The following is a 13,328-nucleotide window of genomic DNA, read 5'->3' as shown; positions in this document are numbered from 1 at the left end:
CTCCCCGGGTGCGGGTGCGCGCCGCTGACCGGAGAGTGAACATATGGCGCGCACGGCTGGGAGTGAGATCCGCTATCTGGACCTCCTGCTGCGGAAATCCGAGGTGGTGAGAAACACCGCCAAGAAGGACATTCTGTCCCTGAAAGCCCAGGAGACACGGGGCCGAGCCTGGGGTGCGCGAAACGGCTACACGATCCGCCGCATCTTCCGCGAGAACGTGTCTGCGTACAAGACCACCGTGAAGCGCCCCGATTTCGATGAAGCGGTCCACGCCCTTCTCGAAGGCGAGTCGCACTGCCTGTGGGCCTACGACTCATCGCGGTACAGCCGCAGGGGCGCGGGCGACGTACTGAAGATCCTGGACAGCCCCGGCAAGCGGCTCGTCTTCGATATCAACGGGCTCGACACCGAGCGACCCGAGGACCGTCGCCGGATCATTGAGGACGCCGAGCGCGACCGCGAGTACAGCCGTGTCCTGTCCGAGAAAGTACGGGACACCAAGGCAGAGCAGCGCGACGAGGGCAAGTGGCTTGCCACCGTGCCGTACGGACTCAAGGCCACGAAGAAGCGCAAGCTCAAGGGCAACAAGTGGTGGCCGGTAGTCGAGCGGATTCACTACGAAGCCTCGGAAGGGAGATCTCAACGCAAGATCGCGGCCGGCCTCACCGCAGACGGGTTCACCGCGCCCCGAGGCGGCCCCTGGAGGGCGACCACCGTTGGCAAGATCCTCCGAAACCCCGTCTACCTGGGCTGGCAGACGGTGACCGTCAAGGGCGCTCCTGTGATCTACCTCAACTCCAAGGGGAAGAAGGTCCGCGTCTTCGCCAAGGGCTTCAACGGCATCCCCCAAGCTATTTGGGACAAGCATCGCCGTTTGGCCGCCGGGGTCGAGATGCCAGCAGGCTTCGGCCCTCCTCGCACGGAGGACCAGGCTCCTGCCGAGAACAACCCCGTCGCCGGCCTGACCTGGTGCGCTGGTGGCGGCCTTGCCGAGCAGACGGGTCACCGCGCGACCTCTAACGGGAACTCCTTCCGGTGCGCTGCACACCTCGCGGGGATTCCCTGCAAGGACCCATGCACCGCTACGCGCAGTGGCGTCCTTCGCGTCGTCCTGGCTGAGTGGAAGAAGCGCCTAGCGGCAGCAGACCCGCTGGACCCGACGATGCTGGCCGTAAGCGAGCGCTGGGTCGTCCTCTCGCACCCAACGGAGAGCGAGGCGGAAGCCGAGGCTCGGGGCCAGCTCAAGGTCGCGGAAGAGGCGGTCGCCCGGCTCGACCGGCTCAACGCCGCCGGGGCCTACCCCGGCAGGGACGGCGAAGCCACGTTCGTCAAGCAACGGCTGGTAGCGGTGGCTGACGTTGAGAGCGCGCGAGAGGAGTGGGAGAGGCTGGCCCAGCCGCTCGGCGACATCTCGGTCCTCACTGACCCCGACCGCTGCACGGAGTTGTGGGACTCATCCAGCGAGACGTTCCGAGGGCAACTTTTGCGCCTCGCCATCGACAGGGTCTTCATCCGGAAGGCCGACTACTCAGGCCAACGAGTGACCCCCCAACGGCTCGTCATCGAGTGGGCGAAGCCTCGCGACTGGAAGCCCCCGAAGATGGGCGAGCAGTCCGCGCCAGAGGAGTCCTGAAACGCAGAAAAGGCCCCCGGTCAGCACTGTGCGAAACAGTGCCGGCCGGGGGCCTTGGCGTGGGTGGACGGGTGTCACCAGCCGATGGACTCGATGCTGGTGACAAGGTCGAGTGCGGCGTAGTCCGGAAGGGGGACTACCGTTCGGGTGAGCTGTCCGGGTGAGGAGTGCTCGGTCTCGATGACGATCACGCGCTCGCCCGCTGGCGTGCGGGCTTCGTAGGCGCGGGCGGCCTGGTGGACGACAGCATGGACGACGGGCAGGGTCACGCCGCCCCCTTCAGCAGGTAGTTCGCCATGGCGATTTTGGAGGCCACACCAGCGTCCGGGCCGAGCAGTTCGGCGGCGCGCAGGAACGCGCGCTCGCGGTCCGCGGTGCCGGTCTGCGGGAGCATCACGTCCGCGAAGGTGGGCGACTGCGCGGTGCCGGGAATCATTGGCTGCGCGGCGGTGAGCGCGTCGGCCAGGACCGGCTGCGGGAGCGCGGTGGGTGAGGTCGAGCCGCCTGCCGCGAGGTAGGGCTGTCCGGCCTGGCGGGCCTGCTCGGCCTGGCGTGCGGCTTCCATCTCGCCGAGTCGTCGGGCGGCTTCGGCCTCCTCCTGGCGGACGCGTTCGATCTCCTGGGCGGTGGTGCGGGACTGGGCTGCGGCCTGGACGAGGGTGCTGCCCAGGGACTCGGCGACCTCGGGGTTCAGGTAGACGGACGCGGCAGTGTCACCGGAGTGGACCAGCAGGCCGATGTCGCCCTCGGCGTCCACATGGGTGCGGGCGTAGTCGCGGGGGCCGTCGTACTTGCAGGGGAAGCGGTGCTCGTCCAGGTGGACGGTCTGCTGCTCAGGTGCGGTCGTCATCGGTGTTCTCTCCGGTGGTCGCGGTCAGGAATTCGGCGATGCGCAGGACGGCGCTCACCCGGGCGTCGAAGGGCTGGTCCTGGTAGCCCCGGGCGTTGGTGGACATCTGGGTGACGGTCTGCTGGGCGAGGGCCAGGGCCTCGGTGCGGGTCACCGCTTCTCCCAGTGCGAGTCGATGCCGGCCAGGGGTCGGCGCTCGAACGGTGCGTACAGGCCGCGCGGTTCGCTGCGCTTGGGGGCGGAGACGCGTTCTACCTTCTCCGCGCGTTCCAGCTCGGTGGCTTGCCGGTTGAGGTAGGAGGCCAGTTCGCGGCACTGGGAGGCGGTCAGCTTGGCCGGCGGGCCGGTCTCGGAGCCTGCGGTCAGGGCCAGCACCGCGCCCATGCGGTCGGTGCGGACGCCGACAACGGAGCCGTGGCGGACCGTCAGGGTGGCCTTGTGCTCGGTGGTCTCGATCACGGGGTTCTCTCCTCGTCAGGTGAACAGGCCCAGGAATGCCTGGACTTCGCGGGCGGAGTGCCCAGCGTCGTAGCGGACGGTGCGGCCGTCGCGGGTGATCTCCAGGCCGTAGCCGTCGTTGTCGTCGTGGTCGGCGAAGACGCGCAGGGTCGCGCCGCCGCGCAGTTCGTAGGTTCCGACTGGGGATTTCATCGCTCCGGGGCCTCTCCGTGGGGGTTCGCCGGGGTTGAGGCAGCACGGTTAACAGCGGCGGCGTTCACGCGGCGGCCCGCATCTTCTTCAGGGCCCTGGACCAGGTGGCCTTGACGGTGCCGGGGGTCTTTCCCAGGACTTCGGCTATCGCGGTGGCGTCGAGCCGCCCGTCCTCGGTGAGCATCGGGGGCTCGCCGTCGAAGCCGAACGCGCACCGGGCGATGGCCTGTTCGGTCGGGGACATGCGTTCCAGCAGTTCAGCGGCCTTGACCTGGGCGGCGGCGGCGAACCGGGCGCTGGTCTCGGCCTCGGCGTCGCGGTCGATGATCGCTCCGGTGGCGTGCTTGCCGCGCTTGGTGCCGGTGACCTTCACGCCCTTGCAGCGCACGGCGTCGCGGCTGATGGCGATCGGGTTGTGGGCAAGGGAGGGCTGAAGGTCGGTGCACCACCCGGCTGTCGTCTCCCACGCAATGACCGGCCGGCCGCCGATGACGGCCATGTGGGAGCGCTGGGGTCGGGGTGCAGTGCCGAGTGCGGTGTACTCCACCAGGTTGTCCGGGTCCTGCGCGGAGGAGGCTTCAAGTGCGCTGTCCGCCACGGTGGCGATCGGCGCGGGGCGTACGAAGGCGGCGGCGACGTGGTCGGCCCGTTCGGGCGTGAACCTGCGCTTGGCGTCGGGGTGGTTGATCAGTTCCTCCTTCGCGGCCTCGAAGTCTCCGCCGGAGCGGGAGAGAGCACCCATGAAGGCTCCGGCGGCCGAGCGCGGCGCGGCGGGGGCGATCTCGCGGGCGGCGGCCGAGCGGCCGTCGAGCTTGGCCCGCTGGAACGCGTAGCTCGTGAACTCGGCCGTGTTGGGGCCGTCCACGTCCCAGTCGTTGAGGGCGCGCCAGAAGCTGAGGCGCATCTCCTGGGCGATGTCCTGGGCGGCCTGGTGGCTGTCGCCCTCCATCTGCTGGGCGCGCTTGCGGGAGACGGACAGTGCGATGCCTTCCAGCCCGTTCAGGATCTCCTCGGTGGCGACGCGGCCCCGGTCGAGCTTGCCCATGCCGGTGAGGGCGGGCAGGGGCTTGGGGGTCTGAGCCTGGGCGATCAGGGCGGGGGTGATGCAGGGGGAAGACATGGTGGTTCCTTGACATGTACAGAACAACGAGATGGACGTGCGATATCGCCGCGCGGCGAGGCGCAAGAGGGCATGGCGAAGCCCACGGCCGGCGGATCGGCCGCGTCAGGGCATGGAGAAGCCCCGGCGGGCCCGCTGGCCGCGTCGGGGCATGAAGAAGCCCCTGCCGGTTCGGATCAGCCGAAGAGCAGGGGCAGGCGGCAGCCTGACGTCAGGTCAGGCTGCGGAAGATCCCCAGCGGCATCGGCAGGATGCCGATGCTCCGGAGAGGGTGAGACGCCGGGAGAACAGCGCCATGCAGCGGGCAAGGCGCGTGACGGTGGCACGGAGGGCCTGCGTCCTGCGAGAGGGCGGCAGGCTGGTGCGGCGGGCCTTGAGCCCGGCTTGTCGCGCCCTCATCTTCCGGGCGCGAGCGTGGCGAACCCTCGCCGGGGTCCGCTTCTTGGGACTGAAGCGTCTGCTGTTCGGCACGCCAATGGCGCGCCGAACAGCTAACGACGCCTCGGGGGTGATGGTCTGGGCGTACTCCTGGCAAAGGCGGGCAATGCGGGCCACGTGCCACTGCACGCCTGCAAGCCGGGACCACCCCCCTCGCATTGTCACTCCTGGTTACTGGCTGCGCGTCCCTCGGCGCAGCGTGTGATACGAGCTTAAGCAGAGTCTTTTATGTGCTCAAACGGTGAAGAAGATGCGAAACGGGGCCCTTAGTCCCGATCAGGGTCACTACCTGGTCTTTTATTGGCAAAGAGAAGGTAATGTGACCCGTATCTCATTTGCCGTGTTCGCGTAGATATGTCGCTCCTCGGTCGAGCCGGGCGGAGGAGTCCCCGAAGTGCCCCAGAGCACTGTTCTCGCCCCTGCACAACAGTCTTCTGACGGCCTGTCCATGCGGCTTGTCGTGGTCGTGGTCGACCACCAGGCGGTCCCCGACGGCGGCCTTCTGTCCGCAGATCGCGCACCGCCACCGCTGGCGTCGGCCCATCCGCTCGTACTCACTGAGGGTGATGCCGTAGACGCGGCGCAGGCGGGCGTCGCGGCGCTTTCGGATGACGGCCGGGTCCTTGCTGGCCCGGTTGTTCGCCGCCTTCACACAGGCCCGGCAGACGTTCGCCCGCCCGTTGGGGGCGCGTTTGCGCTTGCCGAACTGGCCGAGCGGCTTCTCGTCGTCGCACACCTCGCAGAACTGGGTGTGCTCGCTCTCGGGCTCACGCCGCATAGGCCCACTCCTTCGGCAGGCCGTAGCCGTCCGCCCAGCTCGGCCCGTAGACCTCGGCGTCGGTGTCCAGCGGCACCCCCAGCAGGGTCATCTTCATGGCCTGCGCGCACGCGTGGGCGACCTCCGGGGCCTCCTTCTTCGGGGCGGTGCCCACCACCTCGTCGTGCACCCACATGGTCAGATACGGGGTGAGGCCCTGGTCGTCCATCTTGATCAGCGCCTGGCCCATGGTGTCGCGGGCCGTGGACTGGCACGCGTACGCGACGGACTTGTACAGCTTGTCGCGGTCCAGGTGCATCCGGCGGCCGGTGACCGTGGTCATCGTGCAGCCCTCGGCGAGCGCCGTGCGCTGCATTCTGCGGGCCCACCGCTTGATGCCGGGGAAGGCCCGGCCGTAGCGGGACAGGGTGTCGCGCATGACGTCCACCGGTTGGCCGGTCTGCTTGGCCAGCGTCGCGGCTCCGCCCTGGTAGGCGGTGCCGAGACCGGCGATCTTGGCCAGGGTCCGCTGGGCCTTGGTGAAGTCCGGGCCGAACATCATCTCGGCGGCGAACCCGTGCAGGTCCTTGCCGGCCGCGATGGCCCGCACCATCCGTGACTCCTGCGACAGCGCGGCCAGCACCCGCAGCTCGACCGCCTGCTGGTCCACCGAGAAGTACGCGTGCCCCCGCTCCGCGACGACGCTGCGGCGCACCTCCCACCCGTGGGAGGGAAGCTGTGCCATCGCGGGGTCGGAGTGCGAGGCACGCCCGGTCTGGGCGCCCAGCGGGTTGATCTTCGGGTGGATGCGGCCGAAGGCATCGCGGTTGTTCAGCATCGCCTCGGCGTAGGACGTGGACCACTTGCCCGCCCGCTTCGCGCGAAGGACCGCGTCGGCCAGCGCGTTGGGCTCGCGCATACCGAGCCGGTTCCAGTCCGGATCGAGATCGGCCAGCGGCAGCAGCACCTCCTTGGCCACCGACAGCGCGCCGCTGTCGGTCTTCTCCGTCAGCCGCTCGCCCATCCCGAGCAGCGCGCCGGCCACCTGGTCGGAGGAGTTCACCGACGACACCCCGAAACGCGCCGCCACCGCAGCGAACCGCTCCTTCTCCCGGCCGAGCCGGGTGACCAGGCCCTCGGTGTACTCGGGGTCGATCAGCATGCCCGTGCGCTGGAGCTTGGCGCACACCAGGGCGAGCCGGTGCTCGTAGGGCAGCAGCGCCGAGCGCAGGCCCTCGGCCCTGTACCGCTCCAGCAGCTTCGGCAGCAGCCGCGCGGCGAGCAGGGCGTCGAGCCCGGCGTAGAGCTCGTAGACGGGGTGCGAGAGGCTGATACCCGCCCACCCGGTCGCCTTCGTCAGGCCGAGCCCGTTGAACACGCGCGTCAGGTCGCCCTGCGTGTCGGGCGCGGCCGGGTCGACGTACCAGGCCGACAGCGGCTTGAGACTGAGGCCGACGCCGCCCTCGTAGTCGTGGCGGCTGTCGAGCAGGTGGGCGGGGATACGGGAGTCCTGCGCGCGGGGGTAGAGGTCTTCGAGCCGGATACCGAACTCGGTGTCGACCTTCAGCGCGTCGAACGCGAGATTGTGCGCCACCAGGTTCGGCAGCTTGGCCAGAGCCTCGCGGGCGGCCTCACGGAACGGGCCGCCCAGTTCGACGGGGATCACCCACGCGGTGTGGGTGTCACCGAGCTGGACGAGGCGTATCCGGTCCGTCCACGCCAGGCCGGTGGTCTCGGTGTCGAAGCCCAGCAGGGTGCCGGCGTTGGCGTGGCCGGTCCACCAGGTGCGGAACTCCCGCAGGTCGTCACCGTTCTCGGCGACCTTGATCTCGACCGGCTCTCCGGCCAGTCGGTACGGGTGTACCCGCATGTGCTCTTTTCCTAGTCGTTGGTGGTGTCGAAGACTCCCGGCCCGGCGGGCGGCTGGTCGGCGAAGCGCACGCCCAGCAGCACCCGGCCCTTCGTCATCCGGTGCTGGCGGATACCGCGCTCGTCCAGCGCGGAGATGAATCCGCGGCGGGTCCACGCCTTCTCGCCCTGGGCCTCGCACCAGTCCCGGTACGCGGTGTAGGCGTCCTGCGAGGGGACGTGGCTCTTGTCGCTGTCGACCCGCACCAGGACGTCCGTCAGGAACTCCGCCAGCGCGTCCGAGTTCTCCTTGAAGTTGCTGGTCGCGGTCTTGATGCAGTCGGGCTCCTTCAGGCCCTCCGCGTACCACGCGACCGCGCCGGCCACCGCCCACGCGGCGATGCCCTCGGCCTCCTCGCGCAGCTCGGCGAAGATGCCGTGGTCCCGCTCCTCCGGCCGGAAGTACCGGTCGAACTTGATCAGCTTCACCCGACGCCAGAGACCGGCGTCCTGCGAGCGGAAGGCTGGGGTGTGGTTGGAGGCCAGCCACAGCAGGAAGGTCGGCTGGTAGGTGAAGAAGTTCTCGCGCATGAAGCGGGCAGTCAGCTTGTCGCTGCCGGTCGCGCGCTTCAGCACGGACTCGCTCATCGGCTTCCCGGCCTCGCCCTCGCTCGCCATCACCATCCGGGCCCCGCGCAGCGCGGCCAGGTCGGCGGGGATCGAGCTGCCCCGGTCCTCGAACGTCTCGAAGCGTGTCGTCTCGGACAGCGCGGCGAACACGTACGACAAGGTGTCCAGGAACACCGACTTGCCGTTCGCGCCGACACCGACCAGCACGGCGAACGCCTGCTCCGCCGTGGAGCCGGTGATGCCGTACCCGCACAGGCGGTGGATGTAGGCGGGCATCGACGGCTCGCCAGGGAACACCTCGTCCAGGAACCGCAGCCAACGCGGGGCCTTCGCCTGCGGGTTGTAGTTCCACGGCAGGGACTTGGTCAGCATGTCCTGCGCGTCGTGCGGCTGGAGCCGGCCGGTGCGAAGGTCAACGGTCCCGTTGGCGAAGCTGAGCAGGTGCGGCTGGTTGTCGAAGTCGTCCACCGAGCAGTTCACCCCGCGCACCGACGCCAGCTCGCGCATCAGGTCGTCAATCCGCCTGGCCATGGTGAAGCCCCGTGCGGCCTTCGCCAGCGGGAGCGCCTGCACCTGCTTCTCGTACTCGGCCTCCAGCGCGTCCCCGGCGAGCTTCAGTGCCAGGGCCTCGCGGATGACCGCCTTCTCCCGGGCCAGCGTCTCCACCATCGCCGCCCCAAGGTCGTGGGCGGCCTGGCGCACCAGCACCTCGGACCGCACCCAGTGCGTCCCCGACCAGACATGGAAGCCCACGCCGTCGGCGTAGCGGATGCCGCCCTTGGTGTACTGCACCAACGCGTGGGCGTTGACGATGTCCGAGGCCCCGTAGCGGGACGCCGCCTCGCGGTAGGCGGCCACCGCCTGATCCGGGGGCAGCGTCAGCGCCGCCTTCTCCGGCTCGTAGGGGGTGGTCAGGCTGTCGATGGCGTACGCCGTCATCGCTTCTCTCTCCATACTGCGTAGTCCTTGAAGCCCTCGGGCAGCGTCAACTGCCGGGCGTGCACCTCCCGTTCGTGGAGGGCGGCGAGAATCGTGCGGGTGAACTCCCGGCCGGAGCGGTCGTTGTCGCCGCACACCCGTACATCCCGGCCCGCTAGGCCGACGGCCAGCGCGTCCAGCGTCGCGGGGTCGTTGTTGAGCAGCGCGGCCCCGCGCACCCCCACCGCGTTGTAGCCGTCGGCGACGATCGCCAGCGGGTCCGACAGGCCCTCGGCGATCACCCACGGCGCGGACAGGGCCGGTCCGGGGAACACCCCGAACCGCTGCCACTCGAAGCCCTCGGGGTTGGCCAGCGAGATCCACCGGCCCAGGCAGCGCCCCGTCAGGTCCCGGCCCTGCGCGCCCCTGGCCACTCCCGCGAAGTCGGCCATCGGCACGACGAGGCGGGGATACCGGACGAACGAGCCGGGGACCCACTCGGGGCACGGCTGCGGGCCGGGCCACCAGCGCAGCCCCAGACGGTCCTGCTCGGCCGGGGACAGGCCGAATCGTTTCTGCGCGTAGGCCACGGCCGGGGCGGCATCCTCACCGGCCGGCAGACTGTCCAGCCACACCCGCAGCCCGGCCGTCAGGTACGGCGAGACGGGCTCCGGCCGCGCCTCCGCGACCGCGACCAGGCCCTCGGCGTCCACGTTGAACAGGTGCCGGGGCAGCAGGCCCATCCCGGCGACGATGTCCTCGAAGCGGCACCCGGCGCGGCAGGCCAGGCCCACCATGCCGGACGTCTTCAGGTTGATCCACAGCGACGGCTTGCCGTCGTCGTGGGCCGGGCAGCGGGCGACCCACTCACCAGGCTGGTAGTCCCGCCACTCCTCCAGGCGGTCCAGGATCGCCGACATGCGCACGGCTCTCTCCTCTCTCAGTAACCGGCCTCCCGCAGGGCCTTGACGATCGCTGCGTGTGTGCGGATGGACGTGACGGCGTACCCGTCCTCGGTCTTCGCCCGGGGGCGCTTCACGTACGCGACCCCGAAGGGCTGGCCGGCGTTCTTCGCCTCGGCCTCGGCCTGGCGCACGTACGAGGCGAGGTCGTACGACCGCTCGGCCTTGCACTCGCCGGTGAAGGGGCGCACCCCGAGATCGCCGATGTCCGCCGCGCCCTCCTGGACGTTGCGGCGGACGTTGTCCGGGTCCAGGGGGTCCTTCCAGCGCACGGCGCGGTCACCGTCCTTCCAGTCCGGCCGGTACTGGCCGAGCTGTTCGTTCAGGTAGTCGGCTACCGCCGTCTCCCAGGTGGTGCCTTTGGCTTTGTTGCGGTTGGCCACTAGGCGGTCACCACCGTGACGGCTGCGCCTCGGAAGACGGCGACCGCTGCGGCCTCCCAGTAGCGGGCGAAGTCCGTGCGGTCGCGCGCGTCGTGCAGGAAGAGCAGGGTGTCACCGGGCCCGGCGAGCCGGAGGTCACCGAGGGCCGGGGCGATGCCCGCTCCGATGCGGAAGGTCACGTCTCGCCCTCCCCCTGGCGCGGCTCGCGGAAGTCGACGGTGTGCGCGGCGTCGGATGCCCGCAGCAGCCGGCGGGGGTTCGCGCCTTCGGCGCTCAGGGCCCGTGCTCGGGCGTGCAGGAAGGCCCGGCGCTGCTCGGGCGGGATCTGCCAGAGCGGGGTGGTGTAGTCGCTCAACGCTCAGTCCTTCTCCGGCAGATGGGCCCAGGAGGTCCGGCGGGCGATGTGGCGGCAGGCGCGCTCCGAGATGTCGAACGCCTCGGCGAGGGCGGACAGGCTGGCGCCCAGGTCGGCGGCGCGGCGGATGGCGTAGACCTTGCGCTCGGTGAGCCGGGCCTGCGAGTTGCGGGTGCCGGCCGACGTCGAGCGGGCCGTCACGCGGAACGCGGAGCGCATGATCTCCTGCGCGCGGTCGGTGCCGGACAGGGGGTTGATCAGCCGGGCCGGGATCGGCTCGGCGCTGGTCGGGGTGTGCACGGGGTTCTCTCTCCGGTGAAACGGGAGCGGGACCGGCCTCCGAAGAAGCCGGTCCCGCTGGTGTGTTGGTGGGGTGGAGCGCCGGTTAGAACGGCGGCTCCTCTTCGATCGCGGCCGACCGGCTGTCCGCGATGGCGTCGCCGTACGGCTTGATGACCTTGACTGTGGCCTTCTGGTAGTCGACGTCCCGTCCGGCCTTGCTCGTGTACTGCACCCGCTCGTTGATGAGGTGGGCCAGTGACGGGCCGCCGGAGCGGGCCAGCGCGCCCTTCAGCGCGGGCAGTTCGGGGATCAGCGACCAGCCCGACGACTTGTAGCGGAAGCGGCCCAGCTCCAGGGCGTGGGGCAGGGTGAAGTCGATTTCGAGACTGGGCTTGGGGCCCCGCTCCGCCTTCGCGCGGTCCTTCAGCTCGGCGATGGTGCCGGGGCAGCGGCACGGCACGCCGACGTCCTCCGGCGGCGACAGGAAGGTACGGGTGTCGCAGTGGTGGGCGAGCTTGCCGTTCACCCACTGCTTGAAGTCCAGCTTCACGGCCTCGGGGCCGTCGATGACGATCTCCACCCGGTCGGCGTCGGTCTTGACCGCCATGGCGTCCTCCGCCTCGGTCTCCCGCTCGTACGGGGTGCCGCCCAGCAGCTCGGCCACGGCCTCAGCGGTGACCGGCAGTGCGGTGGTCACCATCCACTGGTGCTGGGCGATCGGGAAGCCGCCGTCGGGGGCCGCCTCGTAGTTGCGGAAGACGCCGGCCAGGTCCGGGCGGGCGGCTGCTTCGGCGCGCTCAGCGCGCTCGGCCAGCTCGGGGTCGCTGGCGAAGATGTTGTCGAGTGCGTCGCTCAAGTGTGGTCCGTTCTGTCGTGGGCGGGGCCGCCGGTCGGTCGGCCCCGTGATGAATGAGGCGGGAGGGTTAACAGCCCGGTCAGGCAGCGCGGCGGGCGGTGCCGGTCAGGTGGCCGGCCTCGTTCTTCCACGCGACGCGGCCGATGATCCCGGCGTCGGAGGCGCGGTCGTCGGCGAAGCGCCTGCGCAGGGTCAGGAACCGCTCGAAGATCTCGCGGTCGATCTTCACCGGTCGGAACTCGGCCCGGTGCGGGGTGATGTGCAGTACCGCCCCGGCGTCGACCTTCGGGAACGCCTGGATCGTGCGGTCCACGGTGATCAGGTCGTCCGCGTGGGCGTAGGCCGCGAGCTGGGCCGCCACCGACAGGTACACGGACTTGGACGTCTTCAGGTCGCCCAGGATCGTCTTCCCGTTGATCCGGACCATGAAGTCGAAGGAACCGGCGTACTCGTGCTCGCGCGACCAGGCCACATCCTCGGCGTACAGCAGCTCGGGCTGGTAGCGGTCGAGCCACGCCTCGATGTGCGGCACGTACGGCTCGACGTCGTGATGGGGGTAGGGCACCTCTTCGCCGCGCAGCCGCAGCTCGAAGTAGTCGTGCACCAGCGAGCCGACGTCGGCTCGGACCTTGGTGTACCTCTTCGCCGCGAACTTCAGGAAGTCGATGGCGGCCTGGCGGTCGCGGGCGGCGATGCGCTGGACCACCTCAAGGTCGGTCACCGCGCACTCGGCCGCCATGCCGGCCGACCAGTCCTGAAGGAAGGGCTTGGCCTCCATCGACAAGATGGACGTCACCGACGGCGCGAGGTCGCCCGACTCCGGGTGGACGTAGTAGCGGGAACCCCGCTGGTGGACAGTGCGGACGCCTTCGGACATGTGGTCTCTTCTCTGTTGCGGGCATGCAAAAGCCCCGACCGTCTCGAAGACAGCCGGGGCTGATGGTTAGTTACTTACTTACTTATTTCACCCATGGTCGGGGGTGCCTACCGCCGCCGGAGCATGGCCCACAGCACCGGGCCCGTCATGCCGACCGTCATGGCCGTGTCCATCGGCCAGCCGAGCTGGTGGTGGAGCGATGCGGCGACCAGGGCCCCGTGACCGTACACGGCGGCGTCCTTCCAGGTGATCGGGCGGTCGCCGCGCGAGGGGGCAGCAGGTGGAGGCTGTGACATGATGGGGTGTTCCCTTCTGTGGATGTCAGTCCGCACGGAACTCGCGGGCCACTCCCATTGCGCGGGGGTGGCCCGTTCCGCTTGACGGCAGCCTACGACCCGTCAGCCCCTATTCCAAATCACGCTTGTTCGGCTACGCATTGAGCCAGCTCAGAGGCCCTAGCGAGGTATTGGGTACCGTGAAAAAGACATCGAGTGCCTTGTCCTCGCCTGGCCGGTCAGCGTGCGAGCGCGCCAGCGCGCCAACACGCTGGCGATCAATCCATTCGAGCAGGTCAGCCGCCTAGTCGACATCCACTCTGCTCATATTGCAATGCAGCACCATAGGCCCACTCATAGAGTTAAGCAATGCGCAGCGGAAGTTATATAACTTTCGCTGAATAGCGTCTAGGCACTAATGCTTCAAGAGCCTTCACTGGGCGCTGCCAGAGAAATCCGACAGCGTCCAAAATAGCAGCTTTTGAATCGTTCG

At 69.5% G+C, this 13,328-nt stretch carries 18 protein-coding genes; 1 reads left to right on the top strand and 17 read right to left on the bottom strand.

Translation table 11 applies throughout. The features are described 5' to 3' along the window. The first annotated feature begins 43 nt into the window (after nucleotides 1-43). On the top strand, nucleotides 44-1,633 hold the full coding sequence (locus IH61_RS40545) for a recombinase family protein (protein ID WP_037971900.1): 1,590 nt from the start codon (nucleotides 44-46) through the stop codon (nucleotides 1,631-1,633). Nucleotides 1,634-1,707: 74 nt separating this feature from the next. Here the strand turns inward: IH61_RS40545 and IH61_RS0108100 are convergent, their stop codons facing one another. The 17 genes from IH61_RS0108100 to IH61_RS46820 form a co-directional block, all read right to left on the bottom strand. After that, entirely contained in the window at nucleotides 1,708-1,902 is a 195-nt protein-coding gene (locus IH61_RS0108100) for a hypothetical protein (protein WP_031067116.1), read from the bottom strand. Next, nucleotides 1,899-2,483: a hypothetical protein gene (locus IH61_RS0108095; RefSeq protein ID WP_031067115.1), complete on the bottom strand. Its 585-nt coding sequence runs from the start codon at nucleotides 2,481-2,483 to the stop codon at nucleotides 1,899-1,901. Before IH61_RS0108095 ends, IH61_RS0108100 begins: the two co-directional genes overlap by 4 nt. Beyond that, entirely contained in the window at nucleotides 2,467-2,637 is a 171-nt protein-coding gene (locus IH61_RS46830) for a hypothetical protein (RefSeq protein WP_158844800.1), read from the bottom strand. Before IH61_RS46830 ends, IH61_RS0108095 begins: the two co-directional genes overlap by 17 nt. Continuing rightward, complete coding sequence (locus IH61_RS0108085; RefSeq protein ID WP_031067111.1) at nucleotides 2,634-2,942, bottom strand: hypothetical protein; 309 nt, start codon at nucleotides 2,940-2,942, stop codon at nucleotides 2,634-2,636. Before IH61_RS0108085 ends, IH61_RS46830 begins: the two co-directional genes overlap by 4 nt. A 15-nt stretch (nucleotides 2,943-2,957) precedes the next feature. Then, a complete protein-coding gene (locus IH61_RS46825) occupies nucleotides 2,958-3,134 on the bottom strand; it encodes a hypothetical protein (RefSeq protein WP_158844796.1) in 177 nt (58 codons plus the stop codon). A 64-nt stretch (nucleotides 3,135-3,198) separates the two neighbouring features. After that, nucleotides 3,199-4,254: a sigma-70 family RNA polymerase sigma factor gene (locus IH61_RS0108075; RefSeq protein ID WP_031067109.1), complete on the bottom strand. Its 1,056-nt coding sequence runs from the start codon at nucleotides 4,252-4,254 to the stop codon at nucleotides 3,199-3,201. Nucleotides 4,255-5,023: 769 nt separating this feature from the next. After that, nucleotides 5,024-5,470, bottom strand: a complete 447-nt coding sequence (locus IH61_RS40540; protein WP_051836534.1) for an endonuclease domain-containing protein — start codon at nucleotides 5,468-5,470, stop codon at nucleotides 5,024-5,026. Next, complete coding sequence (locus tag IH61_RS0108065; RefSeq protein ID WP_031067104.1) at nucleotides 5,460-7,319, bottom strand: DNA polymerase; 1,860 nt, start codon at nucleotides 7,317-7,319, stop codon at nucleotides 5,460-5,462. Before IH61_RS0108065 ends, IH61_RS40540 begins: the two co-directional genes overlap by 11 nt. Nucleotides 7,320-7,330: 11 nt before the next feature. Then, a complete protein-coding gene (locus IH61_RS47670) occupies nucleotides 7,331-8,881 on the bottom strand; it encodes a DNA primase family protein (protein WP_199823284.1) in 1,551 nt (516 codons plus the stop codon). Beyond that, on the bottom strand, nucleotides 8,863-9,765 hold the full coding sequence (locus IH61_RS47665) for a toprim domain-containing protein (protein WP_051836527.1): 903 nt from the start codon (nucleotides 9,763-9,765) through the stop codon (nucleotides 8,863-8,865). Before IH61_RS47665 ends, IH61_RS47670 begins: the two co-directional genes overlap by 19 nt. Before the next feature lie 20 nt (nucleotides 9,766-9,785). Beyond that, on the bottom strand, nucleotides 9,786-10,190 hold the full coding sequence (locus tag IH61_RS0108055; RefSeq protein ID WP_051836525.1) for a hypothetical protein: 405 nt from the start codon (nucleotides 10,188-10,190) through the stop codon (nucleotides 9,786-9,788). Further along, nucleotides 10,190-10,369, bottom strand: a complete 180-nt coding sequence (locus tag IH61_RS0108050; RefSeq protein ID WP_031067098.1) for a hypothetical protein — start codon at nucleotides 10,367-10,369, stop codon at nucleotides 10,190-10,192. Before IH61_RS0108050 ends, IH61_RS0108055 begins: the two co-directional genes overlap by 1 nt. After that, on the bottom strand, nucleotides 10,366-10,545 hold the full coding sequence (locus tag IH61_RS40530) for a hypothetical protein (protein WP_037971897.1): 180 nt from the start codon (nucleotides 10,543-10,545) through the stop codon (nucleotides 10,366-10,368). Before IH61_RS40530 ends, IH61_RS0108050 begins: the two co-directional genes overlap by 4 nt. Before the next feature lie 3 nt (nucleotides 10,546-10,548). Beyond that, on the bottom strand, nucleotides 10,549-10,845 hold the full coding sequence (locus tag IH61_RS0108040) for a hypothetical protein (RefSeq protein WP_031067095.1): 297 nt from the start codon (nucleotides 10,843-10,845) through the stop codon (nucleotides 10,549-10,551). Between the two features lie 85 nt (nucleotides 10,846-10,930). Next, nucleotides 10,931-11,683, bottom strand: coding sequence for a hypothetical protein (locus IH61_RS0108035; protein ID WP_051836523.1), 753 nt, complete (start codon nucleotides 11,681-11,683; stop codon nucleotides 10,931-10,933). A gap of 79 nt (nucleotides 11,684-11,762) precedes the next feature. Further along, on the bottom strand, nucleotides 11,763-12,560 hold the full coding sequence (locus IH61_RS0108030) for a hypothetical protein (protein WP_031067088.1): 798 nt from the start codon (nucleotides 12,558-12,560) through the stop codon (nucleotides 11,763-11,765). A gap of 107 nt (nucleotides 12,561-12,667) precedes the next feature. After that, nucleotides 12,668-12,856 (bottom strand): hypothetical protein, encoded by a 189-nt coding sequence (locus tag IH61_RS46820; protein ID WP_158844793.1) that lies wholly within the window; start codon nucleotides 12,854-12,856, stop codon nucleotides 12,668-12,670. Nucleotides 12,857-13,328 lie beyond the last annotated feature (472 nt).

It is taken from the genome of Streptomyces sp. NRRL WC-3742, from assembly GCF_000720635.1.
Classification (GTDB): Bacteria; Actinomycetota; Actinomycetes; order Streptomycetales; family Streptomycetaceae; genus Kitasatospora.
This window is presented reverse-complemented; position numbering and strand designations above follow the sequence as displayed.